General features: G+C 64.0%; 17 protein-coding genes and 1 other RNA gene. 14 read left to right on the top strand and 4 right to left on the bottom strand.

Annotation, left to right across the window (positions count from 1 at the left end):
- Nucleotides 1-5: 5 nt before the first annotated feature.
- Nucleotides 6-1,490 (bottom strand): cytochrome P450, encoded by a 1,485-nt coding sequence (locus tag BVC93_RS00600; protein WP_083735468.1) that lies wholly within the window; start codon nt 1,488-1,490, stop codon nt 6-8.
- A gap of 117 nt (nt 1,491-1,607) precedes the next feature.
- Between BVC93_RS00600 and BVC93_RS00595 the strand changes: the two genes are divergently transcribed.
- Nucleotides 1,608-2,252, top strand: a complete 645-nt coding sequence (locus BVC93_RS00595) for a TetR/AcrR family transcriptional regulator (protein ID WP_083735467.1) — start codon at nt 1,608-1,610, stop codon at nt 2,250-2,252.
- Nucleotides 2,253-2,262: 10 nt separating this feature from the next.
- A complete protein-coding gene (locus BVC93_RS00590; protein ID WP_083735466.1) occupies nt 2,263-3,159 on the top strand; it encodes an SDR family oxidoreductase in 897 nt (298 codons plus the stop codon).
- On the opposite strand, the gene BVC93_RS00585 is transcribed toward BVC93_RS00590, so the two are convergent.
- The 3 genes from BVC93_RS00585 to BVC93_RS00575 are packed head-to-tail and all read right to left on the bottom strand — an operon-like array spanning nt 3,125 to nt 5,960.
- On the bottom strand, nt 3,125-4,276 hold the full coding sequence (locus BVC93_RS00585; RefSeq protein ID WP_083735465.1) for an AAA family ATPase: 1,152 nt from the start codon (nt 4,274-4,276) through the stop codon (nt 3,125-3,127). The genes BVC93_RS00590 and BVC93_RS00585 overlap by 35 nt on opposite strands.
- A gap of 39 nt (nt 4,277-4,315) precedes the next feature.
- The gene (locus tag BVC93_RS00580; protein WP_083735464.1) at nt 4,316-5,350 is read right to left on the bottom strand and encodes a DNA polymerase IV; all 1,035 of its coding nucleotides are present in this window, start codon (nt 5,348-5,350) and stop codon (nt 4,316-4,318) included.
- A 4-nt stretch (nt 5,351-5,354) separates the two neighbouring features.
- On the bottom strand, nt 5,355-5,960 hold the full coding sequence (locus BVC93_RS00575; RefSeq protein ID WP_083735463.1) for a TetR/AcrR family transcriptional regulator: 606 nt from the start codon (nt 5,958-5,960) through the stop codon (nt 5,355-5,357).
- Nucleotides 5,961-6,047: 87 nt separating this feature from the next.
- On the opposite strand from BVC93_RS00575, the gene BVC93_RS00570 reads away from it, so the two are divergent.
- From BVC93_RS00570 to BVC93_RS00520, 12 genes are all read left to right on the top strand, one after another.
- Nucleotides 6,048-6,605 (top strand): NADPH-dependent FMN reductase, encoded by a 558-nt coding sequence (locus BVC93_RS00570; RefSeq protein WP_083735462.1) that lies wholly within the window; start codon nt 6,048-6,050, stop codon nt 6,603-6,605.
- A gap of 458 nt (nt 6,606-7,063) precedes the next feature.
- Nucleotides 7,064-7,309, top strand: a complete 246-nt coding sequence (locus BVC93_RS00565) for a redoxin NrdH (protein WP_083735461.1) — start codon at nt 7,064-7,066, stop codon at nt 7,307-7,309.
- A gap of 33 nt (nt 7,310-7,342) precedes the next feature.
- On the top strand, nt 7,343-7,786 hold the full coding sequence (gene nrdI / locus BVC93_RS00560) for a class Ib ribonucleoside-diphosphate reductase assembly flavoprotein NrdI (protein WP_083735460.1): 444 nt from the start codon (nt 7,343-7,345) through the stop codon (nt 7,784-7,786).
- On the top strand, nt 7,771-9,936 hold the full coding sequence (gene nrdE, locus BVC93_RS00555; RefSeq protein WP_083735459.1) for a class 1b ribonucleoside-diphosphate reductase subunit alpha: 2,166 nt from the start codon (nt 7,771-7,773) through the stop codon (nt 9,934-9,936). The genes nrdI and nrdE overlap by 16 nt, the downstream gene beginning before the upstream one ends.
- 31 nt (nt 9,937-9,967) lie before the next feature.
- Nucleotides 9,968-10,040: hammerhead ribozyme type II (locus BVC93_RS00550), an RNA gene on the top strand.
- 226 nt (nt 10,041-10,266) lie between these two features.
- Nucleotides 10,267-10,755: a hypothetical protein gene (locus tag BVC93_RS00545; RefSeq protein ID WP_236950192.1), complete on the top strand. Its 489-nt coding sequence runs from the start codon at nt 10,267-10,269 to the stop codon at nt 10,753-10,755.
- A 79-nt stretch (nt 10,756-10,834) separates the two neighbouring features.
- Entirely contained in the window at nt 10,835-10,966 is a 132-nt protein-coding gene (locus tag BVC93_RS34470; protein ID WP_257788982.1) for a hypothetical protein, read from the top strand.
- 39 nt (nt 10,967-11,005) lie between these two features.
- Entirely contained in the window at nt 11,006-11,170 is a 165-nt protein-coding gene (locus BVC93_RS33445) for a hypothetical protein (protein WP_192860148.1), read from the top strand.
- 236 nt (nt 11,171-11,406) lie between these two features.
- Complete coding sequence (gene pcaD / locus BVC93_RS00535; RefSeq protein ID WP_083735457.1) at nt 11,407-12,156, top strand: 3-oxoadipate enol-lactonase; 750 nt, start codon at nt 11,407-11,409, stop codon at nt 12,154-12,156.
- A complete protein-coding gene (locus tag BVC93_RS00530) occupies nt 12,150-12,365 on the top strand; it encodes a hypothetical protein (protein ID WP_083735456.1) in 216 nt (71 codons plus the stop codon). Before pcaD ends, BVC93_RS00530 begins: the two co-directional genes overlap by 7 nt.
- Before the next feature lie 120 nt (nt 12,366-12,485).
- Nucleotides 12,486-13,403: a LysR substrate-binding domain-containing protein gene (locus BVC93_RS00525; RefSeq protein ID WP_083735455.1), complete on the top strand. Its 918-nt coding sequence runs from the start codon at nt 12,486-12,488 to the stop codon at nt 13,401-13,403.
- Nucleotides 13,400-14,506 carry a mandelate racemase/muconate lactonizing enzyme family protein gene (locus BVC93_RS00520; protein WP_083735454.1) on the top strand — a complete coding sequence of 369 codons (1,107 nt, stop codon included), beginning with the start codon at nt 13,400-13,402 and terminating at the stop codon, nt 14,504-14,506. The genes BVC93_RS00525 and BVC93_RS00520 overlap by 4 nt, the downstream gene beginning before the upstream one ends.
- The last annotated feature ends 39 nt before the right edge of the window (nt 14,507-14,545 follow it).

Raw genomic sequence — 14,545 nt, 5'->3', positions numbered from 1 at the left:
CTTTCTCAGAAAATCGGACGCAGCGTCACCGGCATCCCGTCCATGGGTACCGGCATGCCGCCGTAGTCCAGCCGGGCACGATAGCCGGGGCGCGGGGGCTCGAGCCGGTAGCGACGCAGCAGCCGGTGCATCACTGTTTTGATCTCGAGTTGGCCGAACACCATGCCGATGCACTTGTGGGCGCCGCCGCCGAAGGGGGCGAAGGCATAGCGGTGCTGCTTGTGTTCGTTGCGCGGCTCGGCGAAGCGGTCCGGGTCGAACCTCTCCGGGTCCGTCCACAGCTCGGGAAGGTGGTGATTGACCGATGGCCAGGTGATCACGGTGGTATCGGCCGGCAGGAAATGGCCCAGCAATTCGGTATCGCGCACCGTCGAACGCACGTTGAAAGGCAGCGGGGTCACCAGGCGTAGCGACTCGTTGATCACCAGGTCCAAGGTCTCCAGCTTGTCCAGCGCCTCGATATCGAGCGGTCCGTCGCCCAGGCGATCGCATTCGTCACGGCACCGGTCCTGCCAGTCCTGGTTGGCGGCCAGGTGATAGGCCATGGTGGTCAGCGTCGACGTGGACGTGTCGTGGGCGGCCATCATCAGGAAGATCATGTGGTTCACGATGTCCTGATCGCTGAAGCTGTTGCCGTCCTCGTCCTCGGTGTGGCACAGCACCGTGAGCATGTCCGTGCCCTCGGCCCTGCGCCGTTCCTTGACCCGCTCCTCGAAGTAGCTGTCGAGCACCTTGCGCGCCTGTAGCCCACGCCACCACTTGAACGGCGGTAGTGCGGTGCGGATGATGGCGCCGCCGGCCCGGGTGGTCATGGTGAAGGCGTCGTTGACCTTGGTCACCAGTTCCTTGTCGCTGCCTGGTTCGTGGCCCATGAACACCACCGAGGCGATGTCGAGCGTCAGCTCCTTGACTGCCGGGTAGAACAGGAATCGCGGATCGTTTTCCACCCAGTCGTTGGCGATGACGTGCGAAGCCACCCGGTCGATGTGCTCGATGTACCCGGACAGCCGGGAGCGGGTGAACGCCTCCTGCATGATCCGGCGGTGGAACATGTGTTCCTCGAAGTCGAGCATCATCAGGCCGCGGTTGAAGAACGGGCCGATGACCGGATCCCAGCCCTTCTGAGAGAAGTCCTTGTTGCGATTGGAGAACACCGCCTGCGTGGCGTCAGGTCCCAGCGCGACAACGGCGGGTAGCGCCGGCGAGTAGGAGTAGTGCAGCGGGCCGAACTTCTTGTAGACCTCCAGCAGATACTCCGGGCCGCCGCGGAACGTCTCGATCATGTGGCCGAGGATCGGTACGCCCGAGTCACCCATCACGGGCTTCAGGCCGCTGCCGGGTGGGGGCTCGGCGAGCACGAACTGCTTGAAGTCGTGATCGCGCAGCCGCTTCTCCACCGCGCCCAACCCGGGCATGTTGTTCAGCGTCGGGGTCAGCCGGCGCTTGGCCTGGTCGATCAGGTAGTCGGAGGTGTTGATGGTGGCTGGCATGGGCACTCCTCGAGAAGCGTCGATCCGATGTGGCGTGAGCCACTCATCCCATCTTCAACGGCATTCTTGACGCCTGTCAAGTTTCGTTAGCGCACCGGCGTGGTGCATGGTTAGACCGTGAGTGTTCCCCAGCAGTCCGATCCCGGCGAGTCAGTACCACGCAGGCGCGGCGATCGGCAGCGCCAGGCGATCGTCAACGCAGTGCGGGAGCTGCTGGAGGAGACTCCGTTCGCGGACCTGTCGGTGAGCACGATCAGTGATCGCGCGGGGGTCGCTCGCTCGGGCTTTTACTTCTACTTCGACACCAAGTACGCCGTATTGGCCCAGATTCTCGCCGAAGCCACGCAGGAGCTCGAGGAACTGACCCACTTCTTCGCCGCCCGCAGCGAGGGTGAGACGCCCGCGGCGTACGCCAAGCGGATGGTGGGCAGCGCGGTGGCGGTGTTCGCCCACAACGACCCGGTGATGGCGGCGTGCAACCTCGCCCGCAACGCCGACGCCGAGATCCGCAAGATCCTCGACGCCCAGATCGACACCGTGATCAACCAGATCGTCACCAACATCTCCGCCGAGGTGGCCGCCGGTACCGCCCACCCGATCAGCGACGACCTGCCGATGCTGGTCCGCACCCTTGGTGCGACGACGGCCTGGATGCTGTCAGGCGACTCCACGTTCCTGGGGCCCGACGGGGACCTGCAACGCGGCGTCCACGTGCTCGAGCAGCTCTGGCTGCACGGCTTCTGGGGCGCCACACCTCGGTAGTGTCGCCACCATGGCTGACTTCTCTGGTTTCTCGGGCAAACGCTGTCTCCTGACCGGAGCGGCCAGTGGCATCGGCAGGGCCACCGCGCTGCGGCTGGCCCGCGAGGGTGCCGAGCTTTATCTGACCGATCGTGACGCCGAGGGTCTGACGCAGACGGTGGCCGATGCCCGCGCGCTCGGCGGGCAGGTCCGCGCTCACCGTGTGCTCGACATCTCCGACTACGACGCCGTAGCCGCCTTCGCTGCCGATATCCACGCCGCACACCCAGCCATGGATGCGGTCTTCAACATCGCCGGAGTGTCGGCGTGGGGGACCGTGGACCGTCTCACCCACCAGCAGTGGCGGTCGATGATCGACATCAACCTGATGGGCCCGGTGCACGTCATCGAGACATTCGTGCCGCCGATGGTTGCGGCCAAGCGCGGCGGCCACCTGGTCAACGTCTCGTCGGCGGCCGGGCTGGTCGCCTTGCCGTGGCACGCGGCCTACAGCGCCAGCAAGTACGGCCTGCGGGGGCTGTCCGAGGTACTGCGATTCGATCTGGCCAAGTACCGCATCGGAGTGTCGGTGGTGGTGCCCGGGGCCGTCCGCACACCGCTGGTGAAGTCCGTCGAGATCGCCGGAGTGGACCGTGAGCACCCCAAGGTGGCGCCCTGGGTGGACCGCTTCTCCGGGCATGCGGTATCCGCCGAACACGTGGCCGACCGAATACTGCTGGGGGTCAAGAAGAACCGCTTTTTGGTCTACACCTCGCCGGACATCCGCGCGTTGTACCTCTTCAAACGGGTGGCGTGGTGGCCTTACAGCGTGGTTATGCGTCAGGTGAATTCACTGTTCACGCGAGTGCTCAAGCCTGCAACCGCTCCGGCGGTCAGCGCTTTCCCCAATCCCAGGCCGGAGCAGTGAGCTGCGTCTGACCGGCCACCATGGTCTCGCCGCAGTCCTTGTAGAGCTCGATCGGTTCGGCGTCGAGGTGCTTCAGCAGCGTCTGGGAATGCGTGACCACCAGAACCTGCGTCTGTCGGGACGCCGACCGAATCAGCGTGGCCAGCGGGCGGACAAGATCAGGATGCAGTGACGTTTCGGGCTCGTTGAGCACCATCATCGAGGGGGGTCGCGGGCTCAGCAGTGCCGCCGCCCACAGCAGGAAACGCAAAGTGCCGTCCGACAGCTCGGCTGTTCGCAGTGCTCGCAGCATTCCGGGCTGCTGCACTGCCAGGTCGAACAGGCCGTCGGTCACGCTGACCGATACGGTGGCGCCGTTGAACGCATCGGCGACTGCCGTGGCGAAATCGTCGAACCCCGCTTCGATGATGGTCTGCACCGCGGCAGCCAGATCGCCTCCGTCATCGGCGAGCACGGGCGTGCGAGTGCCGATGTGAGGGCGCCGCGCGGGTGCTGAGGCGTCGACACGAAATCCGTCGTAGAAACGCCATGACCGCAATCGCTCTCGCACTGCCGACAGTTCGGGCAACTCGCCGGGGTGAGCGAATTCGGTGAGGACGCTGTGGTAGGTGGGCAAGCCCGACGTCAATTGATCAAAGCCGCGGCCCGATTCGGCACGAGCTTCGGCCAACGGGCCGCCGCGCCGCACCAGCATCGAGTTGGTGCGCGGTGTGGACCCGACGAACACCGCCTCGCGTTTGATTTCCGGGTCCAGCGTGAACGCGGATTGGATGCCGGCCATCTGAGGCAGTCCGAGATCAACGAGATAGCCGAAATCATCTGCAGCATAGCCCATTTCGAGTGACACCGAGCGCGTTCGGACGGTGCCCTCCACCCGCCCGGTGCGGCGGGCGCCCGCTGTGTTCTCCGGGCCCGCCCACAGTACCGACTGCAGGCCGCCCTCGCGTGCCAGCGATCCGATGACTTCTCCGCGGCCGCAGTCGGCCAACAGTTTCAGGGCCCGGTACAGCGACGATTTGCCGGTGCCGTTGGCGCCGGTGACGACGGTCAGTTGACGCAGCGGCAACACGATATCCCGTAGCGACCGGTACCCGCGCACAGCGACGATTTGCAGCATGACCGCCACCGTAATCGTCGGTTGCGACAAGTCCGCACGTCATTTCGGCATGACGAGTTCCAGGCGTACCCCGACCAGTCTGATCGGCCGGTCGAGGGGAAACTGCTCCAGAATCGACCGTGCGGTGTCGCTGATCAGCGCCTTGTCCACGCTCGGGTGGGCAAGTTTGCGGATCTTCGTGCGGGTGTGGAAGGTGGCGGTACGGACGGTGACCGCCACCCGGTTGACCACCCGGCCCGCGCTCACGACCTCATCGGTGGTGGTGTCGGCCAACATGGTTACAACCGAGGCTATTTCGTCGGGGTCGGTGAGGTCTGCGGGGAAGGTCACCACATGGCTGCGCGAGCGGGGCACCCAGGGTTCGGCACGGACGTCGTCGTCGCCTCCACCCTTGGCCAACAACAGGATCCACAGTCCGGTGGTGGGGCCGAAAGTCTTTGTGAGCACGGTCGAATCGGTAGAAGCCAGATCTGCCACAGTGCTGATGTCCAAGCTGGCGAGCTTTTTTGCCGTTTTGGGACCGACGCCCCACAGGGCGTCCACCGGGCGGTCGCCCATCACCGACATCCAGTTGACATCGGTGAGGGTGAAGACACCCGCCGGCTTGCCGAACCCGGTGGCCACCTTGGCGCGTTGCTTGTTGTCGCTGATGCCGACGGAACAGGACAGGCCGGTTTCAGCGGCGATTACTGCGCGCACCTGCTCCGCCAGCGCCACGGGGTCGTCGACGTCGGCTCCAAGATATGCCTCGTCCCAGCCCCACACCTCCAGCGGATGCCCCAGATCGCGCAGCAGGGCCATCACCTGTTCGGAGGCTTCGTCGTAGGCATCGGGATCCGACGGCAGGAAGGTGGCCTCCGGGCAGCGCCGGGCCGCAGTGCGCAGCGGCATACCCGCATGCACGCCGAACCGGCGGGCTTCGTAGGAGGCGCAGGTGACGACCTTGCGGGGTTCGGTCGGGTCACCGTTGCCTCCGACGATCACCGGAAGTCCCGCCAGATCGGGCCGACGACGAAGTTCCACCGACGCGAGGAACTGGTCGAGGTCGACATGCAGCACCCAGCGCGGAGTCATCGGGTCAGTGCCCGCAGAACTTGCGGGCCACGTCCTCCCACGCGTCGCCGAGGGTCTGCAGCGTCTTGCCGTGATCGGTGAGTTGATGTTCGACGTAATCGGCGTCCATCAGCGCGGTCAGCGCATCGGCTTGCGCGTCGAGGTCCCCGGTGGTGCCGGCCGCAGCGAGCAGCATCCGGATATGGGTGCGCTGCAGGGTGGCCGGCGCGTTGAACCGGGTCTGCGGGTCGCGCGCGGCGTCGGACAACAGCCCGTGGTGTGCGTGGACGAACTCCAGCCTGGCTCGGCCGTAGGCCAGCAACCGGGCCAGCGGCGGCGCGCCCGGCCCCAGCGGGGGAGGCCCGAACAGGAACGCCTGCTGTGCCGCCTTCTCGTCTTCGTCGAGCAGCACCATCATCAGCCCGGCGCGGCTGCCGAAGCGGCGGAACACTGTGCCCTTGCCCACTCCGGCGGCCGAGGCGATGTCGTCCATCGTGACCGCGTCGGCACCCCGTTCGGCGATCAGTCGTCGGGCGGCATCGAGCAGTAGCAGGCGGTTTCTGGCCGCATCGCCGCGCTCCTGCGGTGTGTTCGTGACCGGCAGGGCGCCGGGGAACTCCACAGTGCTCATGCCAGAAACTGTAGCTCAGGCGGAACAATTCGGACCGTAGTCCGGTTTAATGGCAGGAGATCATCCGACGAGAAGAAAGGACGGGCTGTGCCTGAAACCGAATCAAAAACCGTGAACGTGCTGGTGCTGGTGGGAAGCCTGCGGGCGGCATCGGTGAATCGTCAGCTGGCCGAAGTGGCGATCGCCAACGCGCCCGCAGGGGTCCGGTTGAACCTGTTCGACAGGCTCGGCGAGCTGCCGTTCTACAACGAGGACATCGACATCGACCCCGCCCCCGAGTCGGTGCAGGCTTTGCGTGATGCGGCCGCGGCCGCCGACGCAACCCTGATCATCACTCCCGAATACAACGGCACCATGCCCGGCGTGCTGAAGAACGCGATCGACTGGGTGTCGCGCCCGTACGGCCAGGGTGCCCTGAAGGACAAGCCTGCCGCGGTGGTCGGCGCCGCGCTGGGGCAGTACGGCGGAGTGTGGGCGCATGACGAGACCCGCAAATCCATCGGAGTTGCCGGGCTGAAGGTGGTGGAGTCGTCCTCGCTGTCGATTCCCACCAAGAACCTCGACGGCAAGCATCCACAGGACAATGCCGACGTGGTGGAACAGCTGCGTGATGTGGTGGAAAAGCTGGTTGCCGAGGTCGGCTGAACCTCGCGCACGACACGAAGCCGCCGGCGGGTCGGATGTGACCCTCCGGCGGCTTTGCTGTGGTAGGGCCTGCTTCCTGGGTGCCGCTCTGTTGTCGGTGCCGGCTGCTACATATAGGGGCGAGGTTTCAGCAGAAGCCGACACACGTGTCGCGACACGCCGTCGGCACGGCAACGGAGGCACTTACGACCAGGGAATTTCATGAATGTTGTTCAGAACATCTGGTGTCGCTTCTGAATGTGAGCCACTAGGTGTAGTGTCTGACGAGCCGACGGACCCCAAGCCGTGGAGGTCACCCGGAGGGCGAGATCCGAGCAGTCCAGCAGGACTGACCGGGCCCGAACTTCCGGTCCGGACCTGGAATTTCGGGCCGTCGTGAGTCGCTGAACAGTAGTGAGCTTTGCCCGAGAACTTGTCCACACCAGTTTCGCTGAGCAGATAGAGGGAGTCGTCCGAATATGAGCGTCACCGTGTACACCAAGCCTGCCTGTGTTCAGTGCAATGCCACCTACAAGGCGTTGGACAAGCAGGGCGTTGAGTACAACATCGTCGACATCACCGTCGACTCTGACGCGCGTGACTACGTGATGGCCCTGGGCTACCTGCAGGCCCCGGTCGTGGTGGCCGGGAACGACCACTGGTCGGGTTTCCGGCCGGACCGGATCAAGGCGCTCAGCGGCGCCGCGGTCACCGCCACCGCCTGACGGAGTTATCGAACCACTGGAGAGGAGAACGAGATGGCCGAGCTGCCAGAGCCCAACCTCGTCTACTTCTCCAGCGTGTCCGAGAACACCCACCGTTTTGTCCTGAAGCTCGAGCTGCCGGCCATCCGGATCCCGCTGCGGGACCGGATCCAGGTCGACCATCCTTACGTGCTGATCGTGCCCACCTATGGAGGTGGGCACGCCAACGGCCCCGATCCCGATGCCGGGGGATACGTCCCCAAGCAGGTGATCGCTTTCTTGAACAACGAACACAACCGATCGCTGCTGCGGGGCGTCATCGCCGCCGGCAACACCAACTTCGGGGCTGAATTCGGCTACGCGGGCAATGTGGTCTCGCGTAAGTGCGGCGTCCCCTATCTCTACCGCTTCGAACTCATGGGAACGACCGACGACGTCTTCGCCGTCCGCGCCGGTCTCGCCGACTTCTGGAAGGAACAGCAGTGCCTCCAACCGTGACCGCCGCCGAACCCGAAACCGCAGTGCATGCCCTTCCCGGTGAGACGGACTACCACGCGCTCAACGCGATGCTCAACCTGTACGACAAGAACGGCAAGATCCAATTCGACAAGGACCGGGAAGCCGCCAACCAGTACTTCCTGCAGCACGTCAACCAGAACACGGTGTTCTTCCACAGCCAGGACGAGAAGCTCGACTACCTGGTGGAGAAGAACTACTACGAGCGCGAGGTGCTCGACCAGTACTCCCGCAACTTCGTCAAGACGCTGCTGGATCGGGCCTACGCCAAGAAGTTCCGGTTCCCGACCTTCCTCGGCGCGTTCAAGTACTACACCAGCTACACGCTGAAGACGTTTGACGGCAAGCGCTACCTCGAACGCTTCGAGGACCGTGTGGTGATGGTGGCGCTGACGCTGGCGTCCGGCGACACCGTCCTGGCCGAGAAGCTGGTGGACGAGATCATCGACGGCCGCTTTCAGCCAGCCACTCCGACCTTTCTGAATTCGGGCAAGAAACAGCGCGGCGAGCCGGTGTCCTGCTTCCTGCTGCGCATCGAGGACAACATGGAGTCCATCGGGCGCTCCATCAACTCGGCGCTGCAGTTGTCCAAGCGCGGTGGCGGAGTTGCCTTGCTGCTCACCAACATCCGTGAGCACGGCGCTCCGATCAAGAACATCGAGAACCAGAGCTCGGGCGTCATCCCCATCATGAAGCTGCTCGAAGACTCGTTCTCCTACGCCAATCAGCTCGGGGCCCGCCAGGGCGCCGGTGCGGTGTACCTGCACGCGCACCACCCCGACATCTACCGCTTCCTGGACACCAAGCGTGAGAACGCCGACGAAAAGATCCGCATCAAGACGCTCTCGCTGGGCGTGGTGATCCCGGACATCACCTTCGAGCTGGCCAAGAAGAACGAGGACATGTACCTGTTCTCGCCCTATGACGTGGAGCGCGTCTACGGGGTGGCGTTCGCCGACATCTCGGTCACCGAGAAGTACTACGAGATGGTCGACGACAGCCGGATCCGCAAGACCAAGATCAAGGCCCGCGAGTTCTTCCAGACCCTGGCCGAGCTGCAGTTCGAGTCCGGCTACCCGTACATCATGTACGAGGACACGGTCAACCGGGCCAACCCGATCGCGGGCAAGATCACCCACAGCAATCTGTGCTCGGAGATCCTGCAGGTGTCCACCCCGTCGGAATTCAACGACGATCTGTCGTATTCCAAAGTGGGCAAGGACATCTCGTGCAACCTCGGCTCGCTCAACATCGCCAAAGCCATGGATTCGCCGGACTTCGCACAGACCATCGAGGTGGCCATCAGAGCGTTGACCGCAGTCAGCGACCAGACGTCCATCACCTCGGTGCCGTCGATCGAACAGGGCAACAACGAATCCCACGCCATCGGCCTGGGACAGATGAACCTGCACGGCTACCTAGCTCGCGAGCGGGTGATGTACGGCTCAGAAGAGGGCGTCGACTTCACCAATATCTACTTCTACACGGTGCTCTACCACGCCCTGCGTGCCTCGAATCGTATTGCGATCGAACGGGGCCGGGCGTTCGGCGGCTTCGCCGACTCGAAGTACGCCTCTGGCGAGTTCTTCGACAAGTACACCGATCAGGTGTGGGAGCCGGCCACCGCGCGGGTGCGGCAGATCTTCGCCGACGCGGGCATTCGCATTCCGACACAAGAGGATTGGAAGCGGTTGAAGGAGTCGGTGCAGCAGCACGGCATCTACAACCAGAACCTGCAGGCGGTGCCGCCCACCGGGTCCATCTCCTACATCAACCACTCCACGTCGTCGATCCACCCCGTGGCAAGCAAGATCGAGATCCGCAAGGAAGGCAAGATCGGCCGCGTCTACTACCCGGCACCGTATCTGACCAACGACAACCTGGAGTATTACCAGGACGCGTACGAGATCGGCTACGAGAAGATCATCGACACCTACGCCGCAGCCACCCAGCATGTGGATCAGGGCCTGTCGCTGACGCTGTTCTTCAAGGACACCGCCAACACCCGCGACGTGAACAAGGCGCAGATCTACGCCTGGCGCAAGGGTATCAAGACGCTGTACTACATCCGGCTGCGCCAGATGGCCCTGGAGGGTACCGAAGTCGAGGGTTGCGTCAGCTGCATGCTGTGACGCTCGAAGCTTCACGCTAAACAACTGAATTTGCCGAAACGTCGACCGACTACGGTTGGCGTCCCTGGGAGGTGGTGTTCTCAGGCTGACGATGGCAGCCATAGTGTTTATGACCGTTGGTCCGCTGGGTTTTTCGCGTGATGCGAATGTGCGGATTCGTCTGCGACACGCCATGCGGTGCGGAAGGGGTCGCACCTTCGGTTTCGGCGGGCAGCGACACGACTGGTGTCGGGGGAGTTGCTCTTTCCGGCGACCAGATTGACGACCGCTGGTAGGCCTGGAGCCCGGCCGACGTCGCCCAGCGTCTCGCGACGGTGCGCGCGCCATGATGTGTGGTCGCTGGACCTGTTCGTCGGCGAGGTCACCCGCGGTCATGTCGATATCGAGATCGCCGTGCTGGCAGCGCAATTCGACGAGATCGTCGCGGACCTGTCTGACTATGCATGGGATGTCGTGGGCGATGGCAGGATCTGGCAATGCCCCGAACGGCTGCAGACCCACTTTCAGATCTGGCTGCGCGAACCGGCCACCGGGATCTACCGGCCCGATGTCTTCCGCGAACCCGTCGGACGAGCGCTGGCTGTGCCGGCGCGACCCCGCCATCAGCGTGCCCTATGCCGAACTGATCCTGCGCACAGACGACGGCAATCCCGTACGTCCTCCCCGAGTGCCCTGTCGTTCAAGGCCAAACATCGGCGCACTAAGGACCAAGCAGACTTCCGACGCGTGCTGCCGGAACTGGCGGCGGTTCGGCGATCCAGGCTGCGCACATGGTTGTCGCGCCTGCACCCCGGGAGTCGCTGGATCGATGCGCTCTAGCCTCGGTGGCGACAACGGGGTCCCCGCCGTGAAGAACGACGGTCGCCGGGCTCGTGGGCGGCTAAACGGGGGATGAGCAATGGCCTACTTGGCGGGACAGCTGGTGTTCTATGCGATCGTCGCAGCCTTGATCGCTGGGGTGGTATCGGCGGTGATAGTGATGCGCAAGCCGCGTCCACGGCGTGAGGACGACGATCTCGATGAGTGGTGACCCCGGCCCGAGGCGGCACCGGTGCGCGAGAATGGCCAGGTGTCGACAACTGTTGAGGCGATCCTCGTCACCGCGCTGGTGTTCGGGATCGTGGTGGTGATGTTCGTGATCATCTACGCGTGGGAGAAGCGGGGAAAGGGCTCGCGACTGCAGCGGCGTGTTGATCGCTTCTTCGACCGGATCGGCGAGATGCTCGACCGGTAATGGCCGTCGGTAGCGTGGATTTCCCGATCGGACAACTGGTGACGCAAGGTGGAAGCGTGGCGGGCAAGTCGTGGACCGAACCGGTATGCGTTCGCCGGCGGGGCCGAAATGCAGTTCCTCGGGCGACCGCACGGACGTACCGCAGACGGCGCAGTTCCATGATTAAGAATCCAGGACTCTCAATAGCCAACATTTAAGTACTTCTGTTTACTGAGTACCGGTTCTAGCGTGGGGGCATGAACGCTGTCGACGTCCATGCCGTGGTCTCTGGATCTGGACCCGCCGTGGTGCTGTCAAACTCGCTGGGGTCGACTCACCGCATGTGGGACGCCCAGATCGCTGATTTGGAACAGCATTTCACCGTCGTCAGATACGACACGCGCGGGCACGGGGACTCTACGGTGCCGCCGGGCCCATACGTCATCGACGAACTGGCCGATGATCTGATCGCGCTGCTCGACCGGCTCGGCCTGCAGCGTGCGCACTTGGTCGGGCTCTCGCTCGGTGGAATGACCACGATGCGAGTGGCCGCCCGCAACCCTGATCGAGTAGGCCGGATTGCGTTGTTGTGCACAGGCGCTCATCTGCCGCCGGCGAGCGGGTGGATCGACCGCGCCGACGCGGTGCGTACGGCCGGTTCGGGAGCGGTGGCGGCGGCCGTCATCGATCGCTGGTTCACTCGCGGATACACCGGCGACCGCGGGCCATGGCTTGCGATGTGCGCGGGCACACCTGCAGAAGGCTACGCAAGCTGCTGCGAGGTGATCGCGCGACTCGATCTGCGCGAGCAGCTCGCGGACATCACCGCACCTGCGTTGGTCATCGCGGGTGACGAAGATCCAGCCACCCCACCGGCCGTTCTCGAACAGGTCGCCGCAGGCATACCGGGCTCGCGGCTGCTGGTCGTCGATCATGCCGCTCACCTCGCGAACGTCGAACAACCCGCGGTGATCACGGCTGCGCTCATCGAACACCTGGCGTGCTGACCCTCGACGAGGACGTCGGCATCCTGGGGTTGCTGATCGAGACGGTGCTCGAGCACGGACCGGACGATCTGACGATCGTCAGCAACAACCGCGGTGTCGACGGCAGCGGGCTCTGCTGCCCAATAGAGGCACGCGGAGTCAGCCGCGTCATAGCCCGCTGTGTCGGGACATCAAGGAATTCGCCAGGCGGTGCCCGCCGCACCTGCTGAGGCACTGCGCCTCGAGCCGATTGATCAAATACATCGATCAATCACCCGCATCTAAGTCTTTGTCATTTATGTATGTCGCTTATAGCGTGGATTGTAGTTTCAGTCACAAAGGCGGGAAAAATGGAACTACGTCACCTTCGCTACTTCGCTACCGTCGCTGACACCTGTCACTTCGGTCGGGCCGCTGAGCAGCTGCACATCGCCCAGCCCGCACTGTCGTATGCGATCCGCCAGTTGGAATCTGAATTGGATGTGACGTTGTTCAACCGAACCACCAGGCATGTCGCGCTGACGGCCGCCGGTGAGTACCTAAGGGCCGAGGTGATTCGCATTCTCGGCAGTGTTAACGAGGCGCAACGGGGGGTCCGACGGATCGCCGTGGGACGATCCGGAATGGTCCGACTCGGCCTCACCGGAACCGCGGTGTTCTCCCAGTTGCCGCGCATTGCCCGCGCGCTCCGCAGCGACCTGCCCGACGTTGCGTTAACGATCTGTGCGGACATGCTCACACCCGCGCAGTGCGACGCGCTGCGAACCGGGAACCTGGATGTGGCGGTGTTGCGTCCGCCGCTGGTTGGCGAGGGTATCGAATTCCGCACCATCGAGGTCGAGTCACTGGTGCTCGCTGTCCCGGCAGACCATCGGCTCGCCGGTCAGATCGTCGTCGAGCTTGCTGACGCGCGGTCCGAGTCGTTCGTCGCCTATTCGAGCCGAGATTCCGCCGTCAACGACGCGGTGCTGCGCAGTTGTCGCGAAGCAGGTTTCGTACCGAATCGAGAGCATGCCGCAGACGGCACCGCCGTGCTCCTTGCGTTGGTGGCTGCCGGTTTGGGAGTAGGTGTGGTGCCGGCCTCGGCCCGGGCGTTGCCGCTGCCGGGTGTGCACTTTTGTGACTTGCTCGACGGCAGGTCGATCGAGCTGGCGTTGGCCTGGTGCGCCGCGGCAGATAACCCCGTGATTCCCGCCGTGGTCGAGACCATCTTGCGAACTAGCGCCGTCGCCGCTTCCTCCGACGATATTCACGGCGGTCGACGATGAAAATCTCTGCGATAGAGGCGATTCCCTACAGGATTCGGTATCGTAAGCCACTGAGGTTCGCCTCCGGTGAAATACATGCTGCTGAGCATGTCCTGGTTCGTGTCCGAACCGACGAAGGCATCGTGGGTGTGGCCGAGGCTCCGCCGAGGCCGTTCACCTATGGCGAGACGCAGGCTGGGATCATCGCGGTCGTCCGTGATATCTTCGCTCCTCAGATTCTCGGACTCCAACTCACCGAGCGTGAACTGGTTCGGACCCGTCTTGCCCGTACCGTCGGCAACCCCACCGCCAAAGCGGCTGTGGACATGGCGATCTGGGATGCGCTAGGGCGATCGCTGCAACTGCCGGTGACCCGGCTCCTGGGCGGATACGCCGACGGAATGCGGGTGTGCCACATGTTGGGATTCGACGAGCCCGCTGCGATGGTCGACGAGGCCCAGCGCCTGCGATCGATCTATGGCATCAGCACGTTCAAAGTAAAGGTCGGCCGGCGTCCGGTGACCCTGGACACCGCGGTGGTCCGCGCACTGCGCGAAGCCTTCGGCGATGCCATCGAACTCTACGTCGACGGCAATCGCGGTTGGACGGCCTCGGAATCGCTTCGTGCCATGCGCGAGATGGCTGACCTCGATCTATTGTTCGCCGAAGAATTGTGCCCGGCCGACGATGTGCTGGGCCGCCGATGGTTGGTGCAGCATATCGACACTCCGTTTGTTGCCGACGAATCAGCCAGCACCGCAGCAGATGTGACGCGCGAGATCCTCGCCGGCTCAGCAACCGCACTCAGCATCAAAACGGCGCGCACCGGATTCACGGATTCCTGCCGCGTGCACCACCTCGCTGAGGGGCTCGGTCTGGAAGTCGTGATGGGCAACCAGATCGACGGTCAGCTCGGCACCGTATGCACCGTGACGTTCGGCGCGGCTTTCGCGTTGACCTCGCGGCGCGCCGGCGAACTGTCGAACTTCCTCGACATGTCCGATGACCTGTTGACCGAACCGCTCAGCATCGCGGACGGCAGATTGCATGTGCCCGCGGGTTGCGGCCTCGGGATCGAGATCGACGAGGACAAGTTGGCCCATTACCGCACCGACCATCAGTAAGTCGCAGCCCTCCGGACACAGTCCGGGGATTTGATCAAG

Source organism: Mycobacterium sp. MS1601 (assembly GCF_001984215.1).
GTDB lineage: Bacteria > Actinomycetota > Actinomycetes > Mycobacteriales > Mycobacteriaceae > Mycobacterium.
Note: the sequence above shows the minus strand (reverse complement) of the source record. Positions and strands in the feature narration are given on the sequence as shown.